The following is a 22239-nucleotide window of genomic DNA, read 5'->3' as shown; positions in this document are numbered from 1 at the left end:
GGAAAATCGCGAAGAGGACCAGATTTTGATACCCGCCTCTGGTTCGTACCAGCTTGCCAATGCCCGCCTTCACCGTTCGCTGACGCCCGGGCTTGCCACAAGTTACGACGCTGATGGTTTCGCTCTTGCCGATATATCCGTTGCCGGCGGCAAGATTTCGAGCATTGCAGCGCGCGGCAAATCCAACGCACCGGCCGATGCGATCGACCTTGCCGGCCGGATCGTGCTGCCGTGTTTCGTCGACTGTCATACCCATATCGACAAGGGCCATATCTGGCCGCGAAAGCCCAATCCGGACGGCACCTTCATGGGCGCGCTCAACGCCACCGGCGCCGACCGCAGCGCGCGCTGGAGCGCCGAGGATGTCGCGCGACGCATGGATTTCTCGCTGCGCTCGGCCTATGCGCACGGCACCAAGGCGGTCCGCACCCACCTCGACAGCGTGCCGCCGCAAGAAGAGATCTCCTGGCCGGTGTTCGAAGCCATGCGCGAAAAATGGCGCGGCAGGATCGACCTGCAGGCCGCCTGCCTGCTCGGCATCGAAGGCGTGCGCGACAAAGCCTGGTTCGAGCGGCTGGCCAAACGCGTCGCCGCCGCCAAGGGCGTACTCGGCGTCGTCACCTATATGGTGCCCGATCTCGAGGAACTGCTCGATCAGGTGTTCGGGCGGGCGATCAAGCACGGGCTCGATCTCGACTTCCACGCCGACGAGACCGACGACGTCGCGGCGATCTCCCTGAAGAAGATCGCCGAAGCCTCGCTTTGGAACGGTTTTGAGGGCAATATCCTGGTCGGCCATTGCTGCTCGCTGGCGCGGCAGCCGGACCTCGAGGTTCTCGACACGCTGGATAAGGTGGCGAAGGCGCGGCTTGCAGTGGTGTCGCTGCCGATGTGCAATCTTTATCTGCAGGACCGGCGCAACAATCACACCACCCCGCGCTGGCGCGGCGTGACGCTGCTGCATGAGATGAGGGCGCGCGGCATCAAGGTGGCGGTCGCCTCCGACAACACGCGCGACCCGTTCTACGCCTATGGCGATCTCGACATGCTCGAAGTCTACCGCATGGCGACGCGTATCCTGCATTTGGACCATCCGGTCGGCGACTGGCCAAAGGCCGTGGCGGCGACACCGGCGGAGGTGATGCGGCTTGACGGCGACGGCGTGCTCACTGCCGGTGGCAGCGCCGACTTCATCGTATTCAAAGGACGGAGCTGGACCGAATTGCTGTCGCGGCCCGAATCGGATCGCATCGTGGTGCGCGAGGGCAGAGCAATCGAACGCCAACTGCCCGACTATGCCGAACTCGACGAATTGATGGTGGGATGATGGATATCGCAGCGCTGAAGCGCGATCTCGACGGGATCAAGATCGACGACCACCCGGCCATCGTCCAGCAGAAGAGCCGCGACTTCTACTGGTACAGCCCGGTGCTGAAGGCGCAGCTCGATCATGTCAAAGGCGATCTCATCGTCACGCCGAAGAATGAGGATGAGGTGATCCGCGTGCTTGCGGCGTGCCACAGGCACGGCGTCCCAGTGACGCCGCGCGGCAGTGGCACCGGCAATTATGGGCAGGCGATGCCGCTGTCGGGCGGTGTGGTGCTCAACCTCGCCGAGATGAACGACATCAAGTCGATCGCGCCGGGGCGCGTGGTGACCGGCCCGGGCGCGGTGCTGGCCGAGATCGACAAGGCGACGCGGGCGCATTCCGGCCAGGAGCTGCGCATGTCACCCTCGACCTACAACACAGCCTCGATCGGAGGCTTCGTCGCCGGGGGCTCGGGCGGCGTCGGTTCGATCCGCTGGGGCGGGTTGCGCGACCTCGGCAACGTCATCCGGCTGCGGACCGTGACAATGGAAGCCGAGCCGCGCGTGATGGACCTCACCGGCGAGGAGGTGCTCAAGGTCATGCATGCCTATGGCACCAACGGCATCATCACCGAAGTCGAGATGCCGCTGACCGCTTCCTACGACTGGATCGACGTCATTGTCGGCTTTGACGATTTCATGGATGCGGCCGGTTTCGGCAACGACCTCGCCGTCCAGGACGGGATATTGGCGAAGCTGATCACGCCGATCGCCGCGCCCATTCCCTACGATTATTTTAAGCGGCACCAGAAATTCTTCCGGCGCGAGCAGAGCATCGTGGTGTGCATGATCGCGCCGCATGCAATGGACGCCTTCGTCGCCCTTGTCCGCAGCACCAGGGGCGAGATCGTGTTCCGGGCCGACAGGGAGGCCGATCTCAAAGGGCTGCCGCCGGCCTATGAGCTCACCTGGAACCATACGACGTTGCGCGCCATCCGGGTCGATCCGACGATCACCTATCTGCAGGCACGCTATCCGTCGCCGGATCATCTCGCCCACGTCAAGGCGATGGTCGAGCGCTTCGGCGACGAGGTGCCGGCGCATCTGGAGTTCATCCGCTTCGATGGCGCGATCGGCGCCGCCGGCCTGCCGCTGGTGCGCTACACCACGGAAGAGCGGCTCAACGAGATCATCCGCATCCATGAGGACAATGGCTGCTGGATCTTCAACCCACACCGCTACACGCTGGAAGAGGGCGGCATGAAGCGCACGGATGATGTGCAGCTTGCCTTCAAGCGCGAGACCGATCCGCAAGGACTGCTCAATCCCGGCAAGATGATCGCCTGGGAGAATCCCGCCTACGACTACCGCTCGGGCAAGCCCTTTCTGTTCAAGGGCCTGCAAAAGGCGGGTTGATGAACATCCTCGTGCTTTACGCCCATCCGGTGGAGACCAGCTTCAATGCCGGGCTGCACCGGACGATCGTCGAGCGGCTCGCGGCGGCTGGCCATGCCGTCGACGATTGCGATCTCTATGCCGAGGATTTTGACCCGCGGCTGACGCGGACTGAGCGGCTCGGCTACCACGATCCGCGCGGCCCGGCCGACGCCGTCGCCGGCTATGTCGAAAGGCTACGCAAGGCCGAGGCGCTGGTGCTGTCCTTCCCGGTCTGGAATTACGGCTATCCGGCGATCCTGAAAGGTTTTTTCGACCGTGTCTTCCTGCCCGGCGTGTCGTTCAAGCTGGTCGACGGTAAGGTACGGCCGACGCTGCACAACATCCGCAAGCTCGCCGCCGTGACCACCTATGGCGGCAGCCGCTTTCGCGCCATGCTGATGGGCGACCCGCCGCGCAAGATCGTCAAGCGCATGCTGCGGGCCACCATCAAGCCCGGCGCTCCCGTCTCCTACCTCGCGCATTATTCGATGAACCTTTCGACCGACGAGACGCGCAACGCGTTCATGGCAAAGGTCGCGGTCAGCATGGATCAATTCTGATGCGCGTGCTGGTGGTCTATTGCCATCCGGTGCCGGAAAGCTACTGCGCGGCGATCCGCGGCACGGCGGTGGAGGTCTTGACGCGGAGAGGCTGGGACGTGCGGCTGCTCGACCTCTACGCCGAGAACTTCAATCCAGTGATGAGCTGCGAGGAGCGGCGCTCCTATAACGACCGCGCGCCTGAGGATCCGGCACTCGAACCGCATTTCGAGCATCTGCAATGGGCCGAGGCGATCCTCTTCATCTATCCGACCTGGTGGTACGGGCTGCCAGCGATGCTGAAGGGCTGGTTTGACCGGGTCTGGGCCGCCGACATCGCTTTCAAGTTGCCGGCCGGCAAAGGGCGAATAACGTCGCTGATGCGGCATGTCACCAAGGTCGGCGTCATCACCACCTGCGGCGCTCCGACCTGGTGGAGCGTGGTCGTAGGCCAGCCGGGCCGCAAGACCATCCTGCGCGGCATGCGGGCGTTGTGCGCCACGCGCTGCAAGACCTTCTTCCTGGCGCACTATCTGATGGATTCGTCGACGCCGAAGAGCCGGGCGGCATTTTTGGGGAAGGTGCGGGCGAAGCTGGAAAGGTTTTGAAGCGCCTTTCCTTCTCCCTTTGCAAGGGAAGGAGGGAGAGCCGCGCTACATCTTCACGCGCTCCGCCTTCGGGTCGTACATCGGCTTCAGCGATGCTTCCGCGGCGAAGCGCTCGCCGGCGATTTCCACCTCGTAGGATGAGCCCAGCACATCCGCCTCGCTCTCGCCCTGGCACGGCACATAGCCAAGCCCGATCGCGCCACCGAGATGGTGGCCGTAATTGCCCGAGGTGATCGGGCCGACAATCCGGCCGTCGCGCAGGATCGCTTCGTTGTGGAAGAGCAACGGCTGAGGGTCCTTCAGGCGGAACTGTACCAGCCGGCGTGACAGGCCGGCTTCCTTCTTCCTGAGCACGGCGTCGCGGCCGATGAAGCCGGCTTTGCTCGTCTTCACCGCAAAGCCAAGGCCAGCCTCCAGCACATTGTCCTCGTCGGTGATGTCGTGGCCGAAATGGCGGAAAGCCTTCTCGATACGGCAGGAATCGAGCGTATGCAGGCCGCAGAGTTTCAGGCCCACATCGGCGCCGGCTTCAGTGATCGCCTCGAAGACATGGGCGGCCTGCTCGGTCGAGACATAGAGCTCCCAGCCAAGCTCGCCGACATAGGTGACGCGGTGGGCGCGGGCCAGCCCCATGCCGATCTCGATCTCCTGGAATGTGCCGAACGGATTGGCTTCGTTGGAGAAGTCGTTCGGGCTGACCTTCTGGATCAGTTTACGCGCCTCCGGACCCATCACGCAGATCACGGCTTCGGCGGCGGTGACGTCGGTGATGACGACGAACTCGTCGGCCACATGCTTTCTCAGCCAGGCAAGATCACGCTGCAGCGTGGCGCCTGGCACGACCAGGAAATAGGCTGTTTCCGAAAGTCGCGTCACAGTGAGGTCGCTCTCGATGCCGCCGCGCTGGTTGAGCATCTGCGTGTAGACGATCTTGCCCGGCGCGACGTCCATGTCGTTGGCGCAGAGCCTTTGCAAGAACGCGCAGGCGTCGCGGCCCTCGACGCGGATCTTGCCGAAGGAGGTCATGTCGAACAGGCCGACGCCGTTGCGCACCGCGAGATGTTCCTCGCGCTGGTTGTCGAACCAGTTCTGCCGCTTCCAGGAATAGCGGTATTCGCGCTCCTGGCCTTCGCGGGCAAACCAATTGGCGCGCTCCCAGCCGGCGACTTCGCCGAAGACGGCGCCGCGTGCCTTGAGATGCTCATGAAGAGGCGAGCGGCGAACGCCGCGCGAGGTTGCCATCTGGCGGTAGGGGAAATGGTCGGCATAGAGCAGGCCGAGCGTTTCCGAGACTCGCTCCTTCAGATAGCGGCGGTTCTTCTGGAAAGGCTGGGCGCGGCGGATGTCGACCTCCCAAAGGTCGAAGGGCGCTTCGCCGTCATTGATCCATTGCGCCAGCGCCATGCCGGCGCCGCCCGACGAGACGATGCCGATCGAATTATAGCCGGTAGCCATCCAGTAGCCTGAAAGCTCGGGCGCCTCGCCGAGATAATAGCGATCGTCGGGCGTGAAACTCTCGGGACCGTTGAAGAAGGTGTGGATGCCGGCGGTGCCCAGCATCGGCATGCGGTTCACGCCCATTTCGAGGATCGGCTCGAAATGGTCCATGTCCTCGGGCAGTTGATCGAAGCAGAAATCCTCGCGGATTCCTTCCATGCCCCAGGGTTTCGCCACCGGCTCGAAGGCGCCCAGCATCATCTTGCCGGCGTCCTCCTTGTAATAGGCGCACTCGTCCGGCACGCGCAGCACCGGCAGGCGCGACAGGCCCGGGATAGGTTCGGTGACGAGGTAGAAATGCTCGCAGGCATGCAGCGGGATGGTGACGCCGTTCTGACGCCCGAGCTCGCGCGCCCACATGCCGGCGCAGTTGATGACGATGTCGGTCTCGATCGTGCCCTGGTCCTCGCCTTGCGCCCAGGAGACGCCGGAGACGCGGCAGTTCTTCGTGTGGACCTTGGTGACCTTGACGTTCTCGATTATTGTCGCGCCACGCTGGCGCGCGCCCTTGGCCAGTGCCATGGCGATGTTGGCCGGGTCGCACTGGCCGTCGAGCGGCAGATGCACGGCGCCAACCACGTCGGAGACATTGAGGTGTGGATACATCTCCTTCACTTCGCTCGGCGAAATCTCACGCACGTCGACATCGAAGGCACGGGCGAGCGAGGCCTGCCTGTAGATCTCGTGCTTGCGTTCCTCGGTCAGAGCGACGGTGATCGAGCCGACCTGGCGCATGCCGGTGCCGACATCGGTCTCGGCTTCGAGCTTGACGTAGAGGTCGGCGGAGTATTTCGCCAGCCGCGTCATGTTCTGCGAGCCGCGCAATTGGCCGATCAGGCCGGCCGCGTGCCAGGTGGTGCCGCAAGTGAGCTGCTTGCGTTCGAGCAGCACGATGTCGGTCCAGCCGAGCTTCGCCAAGTGATAGGCGACCGAGCAGCCGGAGACGCCGCCGCCGATGATCACGGCGCGGGCTTTGCTGGGGACACTCCTGGTCATGCGGCCTCGCGGCGGTAGTTGGAAGCGAAGCGGCGCAGGCGAAGTGCGGCTTCCTTGAGGGTGGGCTCGGGCTGGCAGAGGCTGATGCGGATGTGGCCGGCGGCGGCTTCGCCGAAGCTCGACCCCGGCATGACGCCGACCTTCTCCTTGTCGAGCAGGCCCCAGGCGAATTTCTCATCATCGGGCTCGATGGCGGAGATATCGAGCATCACATACATGCCGCCTTCCGAACCGTGCACGGTGACGTCGTTCATGCCGCGTATGGCCTCCAGCATCAGGGCACGCCGCGCCGCATAGCGCTCGGCGATCTCTTTCACGCCATAGTGGTTCTCGAGCGCTTCGGCACAGGCGATCGAGATGAAAGCCGGCAGGCCGTAGGTCGTCACAAGGTTGAGGTCGGTGAGCAGCCGGATCATCTCTCTCGGGCCGGTCAACCAGCCCATGCGCCATCCCGTCATGCCGTGACTTTTCGACATCGAGTTGATGACCAGCGTGCGCTCGGCCATGCCGGGCAGCGAGCGCGGCGAGATGTGCTCGCCGCCGCCGAGCGTCCAGTAGACCTCGTCAGACAGGAGCCAGAGATCGTGCTCTTTGCAAATCGCGGCCAGCTCTTCCAGCCGCTCGCGCGAATAGACGGCACCGGTCGGGTTGTTCGGCGTGTTGATCAGGATGGCCCGGGTGTTGGGCTTCAGCGCGGCGCGGATCATGTCCGCGCGGGGCTGGAAACCGTCCTCGGCAGGCGTCTCGACCACGGTGAAGGCCGCGCCGGCCGCGCTGAATGTGTTGGGGTAGGTGGCGTAATAGGGCGCTACGACGATGGCGTGGTCGCCAGGGTCCAACACGGTCTGCACGGCGGCGTAAAGCGCTGCCTGACCGCCTTGGGTGGCGATGATCTCGTCGGGTTCCGTTTCGATGCCGGTGCAGGCGGTGGATGCGGCCGCCATTGCCTTGCGCAGGCGCGGCAGGCCAGGCAGCGGCGTATAATGATGGTTGCTGCCGCGCACGGCGTTTACACAAGCCTCGATCGTCTCCGAAGGCGTGTCGAAGTCGTGATCGCCGACCGACAGCATGATGATGTCCTCGCCGGCCTGCTGACGGGCCCAGGCGGCCGAATGGACCTCCCAGCCGTCCTTGCCCGAAGGAACGATGGCGGTAATGCGCTTCGATGGTCTTGGCATCACTGAACTCCCGAGATCCGATGGCCGGCCTGCTCGAGCCGGTCGCGCAGGGCGGCGATATGAGCGGGGCCGACCTCGCAGCAGCCGCCGACGATGCCGGCGCCGGCTTCGACCCAGCCGATGGCCTGGTCGGCATAGGCCTGCGGGTCGAGATCGTGGCGGGCATGCAGCACGTCGACGGTGCCGCCATGCTTCAGCGCCTCGACGGAGGTGAAGCCATTGGCGTAAGCGCCAACCGGTCCGCCGAGCGCGATGAGTTCCGGCAAGGCCGCGGAGATGGCTTCGGGCCGGCAGCAGTTTAGCAGCCGGGCCGCAACCGGCAGGTCGCCGAGGGCGCCTACCGCACCGGCAATGGTCTCGCCGCTGCGCAGGCGTGGCGCGCCGTGGTCGGCAAGCGTCCAGGACACCCATACCGGCTTGCCGCTTTCGGATGCCGCGGTGACGGCTGCGCGCGCCTCGTCGGCGGACGCCATGGTCTCGCACAGGAACAGGTCAACACCGTCGGTCTGCTCGGCGACGATGCGGCGATAGATGTCGAGCGTCTCATCGAAGGAAATGGTCAGCGCCGGCGCATAGCTGCCGAACAAGGGCGACAGGCAGCCAGCGATCGCGGCGTCGCCCGCTTCGTCGCGGGCCTGCCTCGCCAGTTCGATGCCGCGCTTCTGCAGCGGCTCGAACAGATCTTCCGCGCCTTCGCGCGCCAGGCGCTCCGGCGTTGCCGCATAGGTGTTTATGGTGATGACACGAGCACCCGCCTGGATGAATTCGACATGCAGGTTGCGCACAAGGTCCGGCTCGTCGATCAGCACCCTGGCCGACCACAGCGGCGTCGGCTCGGATTTGCTGCGGCGAACCAGTTCCTGGCCCATGCCGCCATCGGTGAGGATAACGGAAGTCATGCCCGCAACCTCTCATTCTTAGGATCCCAGAGCGGCTCGTCCTTCTGCACAACGGCCTTGAAGCGATCGCCGAAAATCTCGACTTCGACCGCCGTGCCCGGCTCGGTGAGATCGCTGCGCAACATGCCGAGCGCGATCGACTTGCCGACGCGGTGGCCCCAGCCGCCTGAGGTCGTCTCGCCGACGATCCTGCCGTCGTGCCAGAGCGTCGACATATAGGGCGCGTCGCAGTCGCCGGGGTTCTCGACGACCAGCGTGACGAAGCGCTTCTTCACGCCCTGCTGCTTCTCGTTAAGCAGCGCCGCCTTGCCGCGGAAATCGGGCTTGTCCCATTTGACGAAGCGCTCCAGCCCGCCCTGAAGGATCGAATAGTCGGTCGAAAGGTCGCCTTTCCAGGCGCGGTAGCCTTTTTCCAGCCGCAGCGAATCCAGCGCATACATGCCGAACGGCTTCAGGCCATGCTTCTGGCCGGCTGACCAGACGGCGTCGAAGACAGCGAGCGTGTCGGCGACTTTGGTGTGGATTTCCCAGCCGAGCTCGCCGGCAAAGGAGACGCGGACCAGTTTCGCCCAGCGCCCGGCAATGCTCGTTTCCTGATGCGTCAGCCAGGGCAGGGTCAGGTCAGCGCCGCAGACATCGGCAAGGATTTTCCGCGAATTCGGTCCGGCCAGGATCTGGGTCGAGTATTCCTCCGTCCGGTCGATCAGCGTGAAGGCCGCATCGGCAGGCATGCGCGACTTCAGCCATTCGAAGTCGTGCCACTGCGCCACCGCCGCGGTGATCAGCGTCATCTGGTCCTCGCCATGGCGCACGACCGACATCTCGGTGACGATGCGGCCCTTGTCGTCGGCGAAATAGACGAGGCCGATGCGGCCGGGCTTCGGCACGAGGCCTGTGACCTGCAGCGACAGCCAGTCGGCCGCGCCCGGACCTTCGAGGTTGAAGCGCGAGAAGCCGGGCAGGTCGAGGATACCGGCGGCGTCGCGCACGGCGAGGCATTCCTCGCGCACCGCGCGCTGCCATGGCCCGTCGCGGCGGAAGGTGAGGGTGGATTCCTCGGACGTGTCATCGCCGGGCCCAGCATACCAGGTCGCGCGCTCCCAGCCATTATAGGCATCGAACTGGCCGCCCAGCGCCTTGATGCGCTCATGCAGCGGCGAAAGCTTACGGTTGCGCCCCTCAGGCCAAGCATGGCGCGGGAACTGGATGGCATATTCGTTGCCGTAGATCTCGATGCCCTTGGCGACACAATAGTCCGACGCCGAGGCGAAGGACGTGAAACGGCGCGGGTCGCAGGACCACATGTCCCATTCGGTCTGGCCCTCTGTAACCCATTCGGCCAGCACCTTGCCGGCGCCGCCGCCTTGCGCGATGCCGAAGGTGAAGACGCAGGCCTCGAAGGCGTTCGGCACGCCGGGCATCGGCCCGATCAGCGGGTTGCCGTCCGGCGCGTAGGGGATCGGGCCGTTGATCACCTTGGAAAGACCGGCTGTGCCGAGGATCGGCACGCGCGCGACGGCATCCGCCAGATAATGCTCGAGACGGTCGAGATCATCGGGGAAAAGCTGGAAGGAAAAATCCTCCGGCATCGGATCGTTGTGGGTCGCCCAATGCGCGCGGCAATTGCGCTCATAGGGCCCGAGATTCATGCCGCTCTTTTCCTGGCGCAGGTAATAGGACGTGTCGACGTCGCGCAGCAGCGGCAATTTGTGACCCTGCTCCTTCGTCCAGGCAGCAAGCTCGGGAATCTCCTCGAACAATATGTACTGGTGGCTCATCACCATCATTGGCACGTCGCGGCCGAACATCTTTCCGACCTCGGCGGCGCGGTAGCCGGCCGCGTTAATGACTATCTCGCAGCGGATCTCGCCCTGCGGGGTGGCGACCACCCATTCTCCGTTCTCGCGGCGAACGCCGGTGACCGGGCAGAAGCGGATGATCTTTGCGCCCATGTCGCGGGCGCCTTTCGCGAGCGCCTGGGTCAGTTGCGCCGGGTCGATGTCGCCGTCGCTCGGATCATAGAGCGCGCCTTTCAGTTCGTGCGTCTCGATGAAGGGGTAGCGTCGCTTGATCTCGTTGAGGCCGACAACGTCGATATCCATACCCTGGTAGCGGCCCATGCCCTTGGCGCGCTGGAATTCCTGCATGCGTTCGTTGGTGTGGGCGAGCCGGAGCGAACCGGTGACATGGTAGTTCATCGGATAGTCGACGGCCTCGGCCAGGCCCCGGTAGAGTTCGGTCGAATAGCGCTGCATGTTCATCAGCGACCAGGACGAGGAGAAGGTCGGGACGTTGCCGGCGGCATGCCAGGTCGAGCCCGAGGTCAGCTCGTTCTTTTCCAAAAGCACGCAATCGGTCCAGCCCGCCTTGCACAAATGATAAAGCGATGAGCAGCCGACGACACCGCCTCCGATGATCACCACGCGTGCCGTGGTCGGCAAACCGGCCATGTTTTTCTCCTCAAATTCAATCAATATACCGGCGGCGAAACCACCCAGATGACGACCGCCGGCTCGGTGCCCGGATTGCGCCAGCGATAGGGCTTGCCCTCGAAGCGAAACGAGTCGCCTTCGCCAAGCCGATGCCAGACGCCCGCTATCTCGATGTCGAACAGTCCGGAGGCGATGTATCCGGCCTCCTCGGTCGGCCGCAGCGCGGCGGTCTTCATCTCTGCGCCGGGCGCGAACACCGAGCGCACCACTTCGAAACTACCGCCGAGATCGGGCGACAGAAGCTCTTCCACCAGACCAGATTCGCTTGTGCCAAGCACGCGACGGCGGCCGGCGCGCACGATCACGCCACGCTCTTCCTCGGCCGGCACGTCATGACTGAAGAACAGGCTGATCGGGACATCGAAGAGATCGGCAAAGGCCCGCAAGTCGCCGACCGACGGAATAGAAAGGCCGCGTTCGACCTGACTGACCCAGCCGACCGAACGGCCGAGCTTGAGGGCGATTTCGGAGAGCGTGAGGCCGCGGGCCTTGCGCAGCGCGCGGATGTCGCCGGCCAGCAGCCGGTCGCCATTGTCCTGCTCCGATCTGGCCGTGGTCGAGCTCAAAGGCTTCTCGTGAAAAAATCCGAATAAATTTCATGAGAAGGTAAAACTATGAAAAAATCAAGGAGATTTTCATAGGCCACAAGATTTGCTTGCGCGTTTTCGGCGGTTGATGCAAAGGCTCGCGCACGAGCGGCGAGTGGGGCGCCCGGTCGGAGACCAGTCTTAGTTTATAGTCTGCGGATGGTCGTCAAGGAAACCAGGTTCGGGTTTCTGGCCATGCCGAGAGGGACGACCCATGCTAGAGAAGAACATCCGGATCGCATCGGATGCGGAGATCGTCGATGAGGCGATCACATCGCGCCGGTCGGTGCGCGCTTTCCTGCCCGATATGGTCGATGACGATACGATCCGCGCGATCCTGGCGGTCGCCGCGCGCGCGCCGTCGGGCACCAACATGCAGCCCTGGCGCGTCTATGTGACCAAGGGCGAGGTCAAGCAACGCATCAGCGACGCGATCCTCAACTCCGGCATTCGCGCCGAAAAGGCGGAATGGGACGAGTACCGCTACTATCCCGACCAGTTCTTCGAGCCTTACCTGACGCGCCGCCGCGCCAATGGCTTCGGCCTTTACGGAGTGCTGGGCATCGGCCGGCGCGAGGTCGACAAGATGCGAGCGCAGCACGACCGCAACTTCATCTTCTTCGACGCTCCCGTCGGCATGATCTTCACGATCGACCGGCGACTGAACCAGGGCTCGTGGATCGACTACGGCATGTTCCTGCAGAACATCATGGTCGCGGCGCGGGGCAGGGGGCTGCATACCTGCCCGCAGGCGGCCTTCGCTCCTTACCATCGGCAGATCAGACCGGTGCTCAACATTCCCGACGAGGAGATCGTCGTGTGCGGCATGGCGCTCGGCTATGAGGACACCTCCAAGCCCGAAAACGAGTTTCGCACCGACCGCGCGCCAATCGAGGACTGGGTTACGTTCGCGGAATAGTGCCGGCGCAGGCCGCGGCTCGGCCTGTCAGTCAGTACTCATATGGGTGCCGTGGCCGCTGACATGCGCGCCGTCCTGCGGCGTCAACCGCAAGTAGGCCGACAGCGCGCAAAGCGTGATCAGCCCTTCGACGACGAACAGAATGCGATAGTCGTCGACACTAGCCTTGCCGCCGCCGGCAAGCAGCGAGAGCAGCGCGGCGGCGAGGCCGACGCTGATCGCCACCGCGAGCTGCCACAGGATGTAATAAAGCGCGCTGAAGCGCGCGAGCTGTTCCGGCGCGATATCCGAGTAAGAAAGGTTGCCGGTCGAGGCCCATTGCACCGAGCGGAAGACGCCGAAGGTGAAGATGTAAGCCAGAACGATCCAGGCCGGCAGGCTCTCCTGCATCAGGGCAAAGCCCGCGACCAGCAAGGCGACGATCGGCGTGTTGGTGACCAGCACGCGCTTGAAGCCGAAATGGTTCAGAAGCCGCGGCATGAAGAAGCGCATGACCAGGGATCCGATCGCGGCAACGAAGGTCAGGGAGCCGGCCTGAACTGCGCTCATGCCGAAGCCGAGCTGGAACATCAGCGGCAGGAGGAAGACCACCGAGCTGAGGCCGACCGTGTCAAGGCTGCCGCCAGTCAGGAAGGAGATGCGGAAGGTGCGGATGCGCAGCAGGTTGAGGTCGAGCAGCGGATTGCGGGCGCGCAGGCAGTAGAAGGCGGCAATCGTCAGGATGATGATCGCCAGGCCAAGCTCGATACCGATGAGGCTGCTCGCGGTATCCTTGGCGGCAAGCGAGTCCATGCCGAAGACCAGCAGGCCCATGCCGCTGCCGACGAGCAGGAAGCCCGGAAAATCGAACGGCGTGCGCACTGGCTTGGTCGTCGACGGAAACAGCGAGGCGGCAAGCAGCGCGGCGGTCAGCGCGATCGGGATGTTGATATAGAAGATCCAGCGCCAGGAGACGTAGGTGGTGAGCGCGCCGCCGACGAGTGGCCCGACCAGCGGCCCTGACTGGCCGGCCAATGAAATATACATGTTGATCTTGAGCGTACGGTCGCGCGGGAAGCTCGACAGGATCACGACCTGGCCAAGGGTGCCCATCAGCGCGCCGCCGCAGCCCTGCAGGGCGCGCGAGCCGACCAGCATCCAGAAGTTTTCCGAAAGGCCGCACAAGGCCGAGGCGCTGGCGAAGACGAGCAGCGCGAAGCAATAGACGTTGCGCAGCCCGAAGCGGTCGGCCAGCCAACCGCCGAGCGGCATGGTGACGATCAGGCTCGCGACATAGACGGTGATCAAAAGGCCAAGCTGGCTTGGCGGGCGGTCGAGGCTCTCGCCGATGCCGGGCAGCGCGGTGACCACGACGTTCTGGTCCAGGCTGGTCATGAACACGCCGCAAGCGACGGTTGCCGGCAACAGCATGGACGGACCCTCCGCCGGAGCAAAGCGGGTCGTGGCCGTCGCCGAAGTCTCAACAGTCATGGAAGGGTATGGTCGAACTGGTTGCCTGAGCGGGCGTCTGCCTGGGCAAACGCCCGTGATTCCTTACCTATCGCCGCTGCTGGTCCAACGCTCAAGCGGCAGTTGTAGCCGTCCATAGTGCCAGATAGCGGCTGGACCAAATCCCTGGTTCCGCCGTACCGGCTACTGCACCTCGTAACCGACCTCTTCGCTGGCGTGGCACAAGGCCTTCCAGAACGACCGCGCGAAGGAGCGGAAGACATAGATGTCGAACTGGTCGGCGCCGCTGCGCTGGATCTGGGCGAAGATGTCGTGATGGTTGGTCGAGCGGCCGGCGCCGAGCGGGAAGGCCGGCAAGGCGAAGTCGATAGCGAAGAACTTCGCCATCACCCATTCGGCCTTCGGGCCGGCGATGCGGATCGCGGTGCGGCCATGCGACAGGTCCGTGAGCGTGCCGATGGCTGGCGTGATGACGCCGGCGAAGGTCGCGGCCAGTCCTTCGGCTTCGTCGACCACGGTGAATTTCCCCGGCGCGAAGCCGAAAACGGCGCGGGCGCCGCTGCTTGCGCCGCCGCCAGCGCCGTCAGGCAGAGCCGGGCCGGTGACCTTGCGGATAAGCTCGATCAGTCGCTTTTCCTCACCTGGCCAGGCGCCAAGCTGCAGGATCGAGCCCGGCCGCGTCTCGGACAGGATGACATCGACGCCATGTTCGAAATTGCCATGCGAACCGGGATGATAGTCCGGCTCGAGCGGCGATTGACGCTCGGGCAAAGGCTGCTCAGCCATGCATGCGGCTCCCGTCGGGATCGTAGAAATGGTTGGAGACGATTTCGATCGGCCCGAAGCGATTGCGCAGTGGGTCCGAAACGAAGGCGCGGGTGCCGTGACGCGCCTTGCCTCCCTTCACCAAGGCCAGGGCTATATATTTGCCCAGCGCCGGCGAATAGCAACACGCCGTGATGTGGCCGAGCGAGTCGTGCGGATTTGCCTCGTCCAGTTGCTCGACGATATGTCCGCCGCCGCTGAGCGGCCGGTTGTCGAGGGCGATGAGCCCGACGAGCTCAAGCCGGTCGGGGGCGATAAGGCCTTCGCGGTCCATCATGGCCGAGCCGATGAAGGGCTTCTTCTTCGACAGCATCCAGTCGAGATGAAGATCGCGCGCGGTGGTGCGGCCGTCGATCTCGGCCCCGGTGACATGGCCCTTCTCGATGCGCATCGTGCCCAGGGCCTCGAGCCCATAGGTGACAAGGCCGAAAGGTTTGCCGGCCTCGATCAAGGCTTCCCATACCCGGGTGCCGTAGCCCGCGCCGGAATAGACCTCGAACGCCATTTCGCCGGAGAAGGACAGCCGGCAGATCATCACCGGCACGCCGGCGATCCGGCCGTGCACGATGCCCATGAAGGGCAGGGTGGCGTTGTCCACGGCGGTGCCGGCGACGCAGGAAGCGAGAATGGCGCGCGCGTTCGGTCCGCCGATCGCCGCACCCGCCCATTCGTCGGTGACGGAGGTGACGGTGACCTTCAGCTCCGGCCAGATGACGTCCAAGAAATATTCCAGATGTTGCATCACCTTGCCGGCGTTGGCGGTGGTGGTGGTCATCAGGAATTCCTGCTCGCCGAGCCGCCAGGTGGTGCCGTCGTCGAAGGCAAGGCCGTCCTCGCGCAGCATCAGGCCGTAACGCGCCTTGCCGATCGCAAGCGTGGAGAACATGTTGGTGTAGACGCGGTCGAGGAACTCGGCCGCGTCCGGTCCCTGCACCGCGATCTTGCCCAGCGTCGAGACGTCGACGATGCCAGCGCTTTCGCGTGTCGCCCTGGCTTCGCGGACATAGGCCTGCTCGACCGTCTCGCCGGGGAGGCCGTAGATCATCGGGCGGTACCAGAGGCCCGCGGAGTACATCCTTGCGCCATTGGCGATGTGCCAGTCATGCATCGGGGTCAGCCGCTCGGGTTTGAGGTCGCCGAAGCGCTCGGCGGCCAGCGAGCCGATCGACACCGCCGTGTAGGGAGGGCGGAAGCGCGTCGTCCCGACTTCGGGGATCGGCTTGCCGAGCGCCTCGGCCATGATGGCGAGGCCCGGCACATTGGAGTTCTTGCCCTGGTCGGTCGCCATGCCGAGCGTGGTGTAGCGCTTCAGGTGCTCGACTGAAACGAAGCCCTCGCGGTGCGCCAGCCGCACGTCCTCGGCGGTGACGTCATGCTGGAAGTCGACGAAGCTCTTGCCCTTGGCCTTGATCTCGAAGACCGGCGCCGGATCGGGATCGCCCGGAGCCGCCTCGACGACAGGCAGGGGAGCGGATGAAGCCGCGCCGCCGGCAGCCTGAAGACCGGCCGCGCGGCCCTCCGCGATGGCCTCAGCTGTCGAAAAACTCCCGGTGAAGGCGCCGGCGCCGATCCAGCGCTGCGTCGGCGTCGGCGGCAGGAAGGCTTGTCTCGCCGGATCCCATTCGGCCTTCGCGCCGGCCTGGCTGGCAAGATGGATGGTCGGCGACCAGCCGCCTGACATCAGAAGGCTGTCGGCATGGATGCTGCGTTCGTCGCCGCTCAGCGCACCGCTCATGGCATCGAAGCGCTGCACCTTGAGGCCGGTCAGCGCCTTGCCGCCTTCGGTCGCGACCACGGCGTGACCGGCAAGCAGTTCAGCCTCGGCTTCGCTCGCCAGCCGGCGCATCTCGGTCGAAACGTCGCCCCGAACGTCGATGATAGCAACAACGGCGGCACCGGCCTTCTTCAAGGCGACGGCCGAGCGATAGGCGCTGTCATTGTTGGTGAAGAGCGCGATGCGCTGTCCAGGCAGAACGCCATATTCAACTGCGTAGCGTTCCGCCGCATGCGCCAGCATGACGCCGGGCCTGTCGTTGCCGGGGAACACCAGCGGCCGCTCGAAGGAGCCGGTGGCGAGAACCACCGTGCCCGCGCGGATCGCCCAGTAGCGCTGGCGCGGCTCGCCCTTCGCCGCCGCTTCCTTATGGTCGGTCACACGTTCCAGCGCGGCGAGCGTGTTGCCGTCGTAATAGCCCCAAACCGTGGTGCGCGGCAAAAGGCGCACATTATCGTTGCCTTCGAGCTGCCCGACCGTGCGCTGGGCCCAGTCGGCGGCAGGCATGCCATCGATGGTTTCGCCGGACCAGTTGGCGGAGCCGCCGAAGTGGGCTTCGAGCTCGGCGAGGATAACGCGGGCGCCCTGGTCGGCAGCGGCCTTTGCCGCCATCAGGCCGGCCGGACCGGAGCCGACCACCAGCACGTCGCAGAAAGCATTCATGCGCTCGTAGCGGGCCGGGTCGGGAGCGGTGCCTGCCTTGCCCAGGCCGGCGGCGCGGCGGATGAAATGTTCGCAGAACATCCAGAAGCGCGTGCCCTTCAGCGGACCGAACACCGGACCCATGAAGGTCTTGTAGTAGAAGCCGGCCGCCAGGATCTTGCCGCCGAGTTGGTTGACGGCGCCGATATCCCAGGCGAGCGACGGGTTGCGGTTCTGGCTGACAGCGACGAGCCCGTCATAGATCTCGACCATGGTGGCCGGAATGTTCGGTTCGCGCACTTCGCCGCTCAGCACCGTCACCAGCGCGTTGGGCTCCTCTACGCCGGCGGAAAGCAGGCCGCGCGGGCGATGGTATTTGAACGAACGGCCGAACAGGGTCACGCCGTTGGCGAGCAACGCCGAGGCCAGCGTGTCGCCGATATGGCCGGTGTAAGGCGCGCCGTCGAAGGTGAAGCGGATGGTGCGCAGCCGGTCGATGCGGCCGCCGGTCTCTGTGCGGCGCGGGCTCACGAACGGCCCTCCGCCTTGTGGCCACCACGGGCGAAGGCCGTGCTCAGGATCTCATGCGTGATGGTGTTGCGCACGACCCTCAGATGGGCGCGGCAACCGCCGGAATGCTGCCAGATCTCGTTGTGATCGCCAGCCGGATTCAGCCGGTCGTAGACATAGGCGTTCCAGGCGTCGAGATCTTGCGAGGCCGGCTGCGGCCGCTCGCGGTTGCCGTCACCCTGGTAGGTGAATTCGATGACGTCGCGCGGGCCGCAATAGGGACAGGTGATAAGCATTGTCTTTCAGCCCTAATGCAGCCGCGGGTTCGCGCCCTGGCCTTTGTCGTCGATGATCAAGCCACGATAAAAACGGTCGAGCGTGAAGGGCGCGTTGAACTCGTGCGGCTCGTCCTTGGCGATGGTGTAGGCAAAGCACCAGCCAGAGGCGGGCGTCGCCTTAAAGCCGCCGTAGCACCAGCCGCAATTGAGATACATTCCCGGCAATGGGCCGGTGGTGATGATCGGCGATCCGTCCATCGTCATGTCGCACAGCCCGCCCCAGGAGCGCAGCATGCGCACCCGGGCGAGACCCGGGAACAGCGCCAGCATCTCGCTCATCACCTCATCGACGATTGGCAGGCTGCCGCGCTGGGCATAGCTGTTGTAGCCGTCGAGGTCGCCGCCATAGACGAGGCCGCCCTTGTCGGACTGCGAAATGTAGAAGTGGCCCATGCCGAAGGTGAGAACGGTGTCGATGACCGGCTTCAGCGATTCCGAGACGAAGGCCTGCAGCACATGACTTTCGATCGGCATGTGCGAAATGCCGGCAAGCTGCATGACGTGGCCGGTGCTGCCGGCAACAGCAAGCGCGACCTTCTTGGCGCGGATCTCGCCGCGCGTCGTCGATACGCCTGTGATGCGGCCGCCATCGCGCAGGAAGCCGGTGACCTCGCAATTCTCGATGATGTCGACGCCGCGCCGGTCCGCGCCGCGCGCGTAACCCCAAGCGACGGCGTCATGGCGCGCGGTGCCCGCGCGCGGCTGCATCAGCCCGCCAAGCACCGGGAAGCGCGCCGAAGCCGAGACATCCAGCGCCGGCACAAGTCGCTTGATCTGGTCCACGTTCATCAGTTTGGCGTCGACGCCGAGATGGCGCATGGCATTGCCGCGCCTCGCATAATCGTCGAGCTGGGCAGGCGTGTGCGCAAGATTCAGGCAGCCGCGCTGGGAGAACATGACATTATAGTTGAGGTCGTGCGAAAGGTTCTCCCACAGCTTCATCGAATGCTCGTAGAAGCGGGTGTTCTGCGGCAACAGATAGTTGGAGCGCACGGCGGTAGTGTTGCGGCCAACATTGCCTGAGCCGAGCCAGCCTTTTTCCAGCACGGCGACATTGGTGATGCCGTGTTCCTTGGCCAGGTAATAGGCAGTTGAGAGGCCGTGGCCGCCGCCGCCGATTACGATCACGTCGTAGGAAGCCTTGGGGTCAGGCTTGCGCCAGGCGGGTTTCCAATCCTTGTTGCCGGCCAGCGCATTCTTGAGCAGCGAAAAGGCTGAATATTCCGCCATTCTTCCTATCGTCCTTATGATGCGAGGCGGCAGACTATAGAGCAGGCGGGAAGCGCAAAGCCAAGATTGCGCCATCGCTTTTCGACAGGCCGACTCCGCTCGACATGATCGGGACGGCTTGCCGCCCGATAGGCCGGTCTTTATCAAGGGCGGAAATTCGGGGATCTTTCGGCCGACGAGTCGCCACAAAACCATGTTTTTCCGACTGCTACGCCTGATCTTGGTCGTCATCGTCGCTGTGTTCGGACAGCCGGCGCTCGATGCGTTGGCGCAGGCGATCGGCCACGGCTCGGCGCAGCTCATCGCCGACCAGACGAAGGTCATCCAGGACCTTACGACCCGGACGGACGGGCTGGAAAAGAAACTGGGCGATTCAGACGAGGACGATGCGGGGCTGGTCGATATCCGCCTGCAGCTCGAGGACATCTCGCGAGCGGCGCTGACCAGCGCGCTGGCATTCCGGCAGCGCCTCACCGACATCAACAACCGCGCCGAAGTGCTCGGCGCGCCGCCGGCTCAGGGGCAGCCTCCCGAGCCAGCGGTCGTCAGCAACGAGCGCAGCGCGCTCGCCTCGGAGAAGGCCGAGATAAACGCCGTAGTCGCCAGCGCGCAGAATCTTTCGATCCGCGTCAACGGACTAGTCGACAAGATCGCCGTCATGCGCAGCGAGCTTTTCCGCAGCGTCATCACCAAACATTATGATCTGAATGATGCGCTAAGCCCGCAGGCCCTGTCGGACGCGCATGACCAGATCACGGGCCTTTACAAGGCGGTGTCGTCCTGGCTGAGCTTCGCCCTCAGGTTCAAGTTCCAGGCGATCCTTGCCGCGACGCTTATGGCGCTGGCACTGGCGGCCGTGCTCTTGATTGGCGGAAGGCGCTTGTTCGGCCGCATCTTCGAAGCCGACCCAACCATCGAGGAGCCGTCCTACCTCAGCCGGTTGTCGGTCGCTTTCTGGTCGACGCTGCTGCCGACCCTGGCGCTCGGCGTCTTCTTCGCCTCTGCTGTGTTCTTCTTCAATTATTACAATGTGCTGCGTGGCGACATCGGCACGTTCCTCAATGCCTTGCTGACGGTGATCGGCATGGCTTTCTGCGTCAACCGGCTGACCGATGCGGCGCTCGAACCGCGCCTGCCCAACTGGCGCCTGATCCCGGTCGCGACGGGCCCAGCTCGCTGGCTCGTCTGGCTCACCACCGCAATGGCGCTCGTGCTCGGCTTGAATTACTTCCTGTCCGTCGTCAACGAGAAGATGGGATCGCCACTTTCGCTGACGATCGCCAGGAGCGTCGTCGCGACGATAATAGTCGGAGTCATACTGATCCTGATGGGGTTGCTGAAGCCCTTCAGGGCCGAAGACGGTTCGTGGCGTCCCTGGCCGACGTGGCTCCGTTTCATTGCCGTGGGGCTTGGCCTGTTCACCATTGCGGCCACACTGCTTGGCTATATCGGCCTGGCGCTTTTCGTCGCGTTCCAGGTCGTGGTGACCGGGACCGTCCTTGTGACGGCCTATATCGGCTTCCTCTCGGCGCGCGCGATCGGCGAGGAGGGCGGCTTCGCCGACACTTCGGTCGGGCGATGGCTTTCGGAAAATTCAAGCTACGAGGACACCGCCCTCGACCAGCTCGGGCTGGTGGTCAGCATCGCCATCAACCTGATGATCGTGCTGGTCTTCCTGCCGCTGATCCTTTTGATGTGGGGTTTTCAGCCCGGCGATATCGAGGCCTGGGCCTACAAGCTGGCGACCGGCGTCACGATCGGATCGGTGACCATCTCGTTCCTCGGCATCCTCAGCGGCATCGTAGTCTTCTTCATCGGCTATTTCCTGACGCGCTGGTTCCAGGGCTGGCTGGATGGCTCGGTGATGGCGCGCGGCAAGGTCGATGCCGGCGTGCGCAACTCAATCCGCCTCGGCGTCGGCTATGCCGGCGTGGCGATTGCCGGCCTGGTCGGCATCTCGGCGGCCGGCATCGATCTTTCCAACCTGGCGCTGGTTGCCGGCGCCCTTTCGCTGGGTATCGGCTTCGGCCTGCAGAATGTCGTCTCCAATTTCGTCTCGGGCCTCATCCTGCTTGCCGAGCGGCCTTTCAAGGTCGGCGACTGGATCGTCGCCGGCGACGTCAGCGGCACGGTGCGCAAGATCAGCGTGCGGGCCACCGAGATCGAGACCTTCCAGCGGCAGTCGGTGATCCTGCCCAATTCGAACCTCATCAACAACGCGGTCGGCAACTGGACGCATCGCAACAAGCTGGGGCGGCTCGAAATCAAGGTCGGCGTCGCCTATGGCAGCGACGTGAGACGCGTCCATGCCATCCTGCTGGAGATTGCCCGCGCCCATCCGATGGTGCTGAAGAATCCCGAGCCGTTCGTCCTCTTCGCCAATTTCGGGGTTGCTGCGCTCGAGTTCGAAATTCGCGTCTTTGTTGCCGACATCATGAACAGCAGCGTCGTTCAGAACGATATCCGTTTCGCCATCTTCGATATCTTCGAGGACGAACACATCGAGATACCATCGACGCCGCGCGCAGTGGTCGAGACGAACAAGCACGAAGCCTGGCCGATCGATGACGACAAGATCGAAGCCGAATTCGCCGAGCGCCAAAGGCTGGAGGAGGAAGCCGCGGCCGAGCGGGAGCGGCTCGCCAAGATGAAGCGGAGGGGCCGCAAGCCCGACCCGGGCTGAGGTGTACCGGTATTCGGGCGGCGCCAGCCTGCAAACGGCGGTTTCCCGCCCTTCCGGTGCTCACGTGGTTATTTCAAGAACGCTCCGCTCCGGCCTTTGCCGACCGAAGCCCCCAAAAATGTCTCCGCTCTACGAAGGCTACGGCTGGCGAAGGCCGGTACTCGGAGACCACTGTTTCGGCACGGCCTGACCCGAACCTTCATACACCTTCGGTCGCGTCGCCTGCGAAGCCGAAACCGATTGTGGCATGAATGCGGCATTCAGTTGCGGTTCAGGTAACATCTCATATAAGCTCCGATGCAAAGGGCGAGAATGCCTTGCAAATTTG

16 protein-coding genes are annotated in these 22239 nt (G+C 64.3%); 6 read left to right on the top strand and 10 right to left on the bottom strand.

Annotated elements, in window-relative coordinates:
* Window positions 1-25 precede the first annotated feature (25 nt).
* Genes P9272_RS19670 through P9272_RS19655 form a run of 4 tightly spaced genes read left to right on the top strand, consistent with a single transcriptional unit; the run spans window position 26 to window position 3892 of the window.
* Complete coding sequence (locus tag P9272_RS19670; RefSeq protein ID WP_278161823.1) at window positions 26-1327, top strand: cytosine deaminase; 1302 nt, start codon at window positions 26-28, stop codon at window positions 1325-1327.
* Window positions 1327-2724: an FAD-binding oxidoreductase gene (locus P9272_RS19665; protein WP_278161840.1), complete on the top strand. Its 1398-nt coding sequence runs from the start codon at window positions 1327-1329 to the stop codon at window positions 2722-2724. Before P9272_RS19670 ends, P9272_RS19665 begins: the two co-directional genes overlap by 1 nt.
* Window positions 2724-3305 (top strand): NAD(P)H-dependent oxidoreductase, encoded by a 582-nt coding sequence (locus P9272_RS19660; protein WP_278161822.1) that lies wholly within the window; start codon window positions 2724-2726, stop codon window positions 3303-3305. Before P9272_RS19665 ends, P9272_RS19660 begins: the two co-directional genes overlap by 1 nt.
* On the top strand, window positions 3305-3892 hold the full coding sequence (locus tag P9272_RS19655) for an NAD(P)H-dependent oxidoreductase (protein ID WP_128258116.1): 588 nt from the start codon (window positions 3305-3307) through the stop codon (window positions 3890-3892). The genes P9272_RS19660 and P9272_RS19655 overlap by 1 nt, the downstream gene beginning before the upstream one ends.
* A 45-nt stretch (window positions 3893-3937) precedes the next feature.
* Here the strand turns inward: P9272_RS19655 and P9272_RS19650 are convergent, their stop codons facing one another.
* The 5 genes from P9272_RS19650 to P9272_RS19630 are packed head-to-tail and all read right to left on the bottom strand — an operon-like array spanning window position 3938 to window position 11520.
* Window positions 3938-6385, bottom strand: coding sequence for an FAD-dependent oxidoreductase (locus P9272_RS19650; protein WP_278161821.1), 2448 nt, complete (start codon window positions 6383-6385; stop codon window positions 3938-3940).
* Complete coding sequence (locus P9272_RS19645; protein ID WP_128258114.1) at window positions 6382-7563, bottom strand: pyridoxal phosphate-dependent aminotransferase; 1182 nt, start codon at window positions 7561-7563, stop codon at window positions 6382-6384. The genes P9272_RS19650 and P9272_RS19645 overlap by 4 nt, the downstream gene beginning before the upstream one ends.
* The gene (locus P9272_RS19640; protein ID WP_278161820.1) at window positions 7563-8462 is read right to left on the bottom strand and encodes a homocysteine S-methyltransferase family protein; all 900 of its coding nucleotides are present in this window, start codon (window positions 8460-8462) and stop codon (window positions 7563-7565) included. The genes P9272_RS19645 and P9272_RS19640 overlap by 1 nt, the downstream gene beginning before the upstream one ends.
* Window positions 8459-10912 carry an FAD-dependent oxidoreductase gene (locus P9272_RS19635; protein ID WP_278161819.1) on the bottom strand — a complete coding sequence of 818 codons (2454 nt, stop codon included), beginning with the start codon at window positions 10910-10912 and terminating at the stop codon, window positions 8459-8461. Before P9272_RS19635 ends, P9272_RS19640 begins: the two co-directional genes overlap by 4 nt.
* A gap of 20 nt (window positions 10913-10932) precedes the next feature.
* Complete coding sequence (locus P9272_RS19630) at window positions 10933-11520, bottom strand: XRE family transcriptional regulator (RefSeq protein ID WP_278161818.1); 588 nt, start codon at window positions 11518-11520, stop codon at window positions 10933-10935.
* A 235-nt stretch (window positions 11521-11755) separates the two neighbouring features.
* On the opposite strand from P9272_RS19630, the gene P9272_RS19625 reads away from it, so the two are divergent.
* Window positions 11756-12460 carry a nitroreductase gene (locus P9272_RS19625; protein ID WP_128258111.1) on the top strand — a complete coding sequence of 235 codons (705 nt, stop codon included), beginning with the start codon at window positions 11756-11758 and terminating at the stop codon, window positions 12458-12460.
* A 27-nt stretch (window positions 12461-12487) separates the two neighbouring features.
* Here the strand turns inward: P9272_RS19625 and P9272_RS19620 are convergent, their stop codons facing one another.
* The 5 genes from P9272_RS19620 to P9272_RS19600 all read right to left on the bottom strand — a co-directional run bounded on the left by P9272_RS19620 (window position 12488) and on the right by P9272_RS19600 (window position 19228).
* Entirely contained in the window at window positions 12488-13870 is a 1383-nt protein-coding gene (locus P9272_RS19620) for an MFS transporter (RefSeq protein ID WP_278161817.1), read from the bottom strand.
* A 222-nt stretch (window positions 13871-14092) separates the two neighbouring features.
* A complete protein-coding gene (locus P9272_RS19615; protein WP_347404058.1) occupies window positions 14093-14680 on the bottom strand; it encodes a sarcosine oxidase subunit gamma in 588 nt (195 codons plus the stop codon).
* Between the two features lie 7 nt (window positions 14681-14687).
* The gene (locus tag P9272_RS19610) at window positions 14688-17681 is read right to left on the bottom strand and encodes a sarcosine oxidase subunit alpha (RefSeq protein WP_278161815.1); all 2994 of its coding nucleotides are present in this window, start codon (window positions 17679-17681) and stop codon (window positions 14688-14690) included.
* The gene (locus tag P9272_RS19605) at window positions 17678-17956 is read right to left on the bottom strand and encodes a sarcosine oxidase subunit delta (RefSeq protein ID WP_128258108.1); all 279 of its coding nucleotides are present in this window, start codon (window positions 17954-17956) and stop codon (window positions 17678-17680) included. Before P9272_RS19605 ends, P9272_RS19610 begins: the two co-directional genes overlap by 4 nt.
* Before the next feature lie 12 nt (window positions 17957-17968).
* Window positions 17969-19228, bottom strand: a complete 1260-nt coding sequence (locus tag P9272_RS19600) for a sarcosine oxidase subunit beta (RefSeq protein ID WP_278161814.1) — start codon at window positions 19226-19228, stop codon at window positions 17969-17971.
* A gap of 193 nt (window positions 19229-19421) precedes the next feature.
* Between P9272_RS19600 and P9272_RS19595 the strand changes: the two genes are divergently transcribed.
* Window positions 19422-21911, top strand: a complete 2490-nt coding sequence (locus P9272_RS19595; RefSeq protein WP_278161813.1) for a mechanosensitive ion channel family protein — start codon at window positions 19422-19424, stop codon at window positions 21909-21911.
* Window positions 21912-22239: the final 328 nt, after the last annotated feature.

Origin of the sequence: Mesorhizobium sp. WSM4976 (genome assembly GCF_029625685.1) — a bacterium.
Taxonomy (GTDB): Bacteria; Pseudomonadota; Alphaproteobacteria; order Rhizobiales; family Rhizobiaceae; genus Mesorhizobium.
This window is presented reverse-complemented; position numbering and strand designations above follow the sequence as displayed.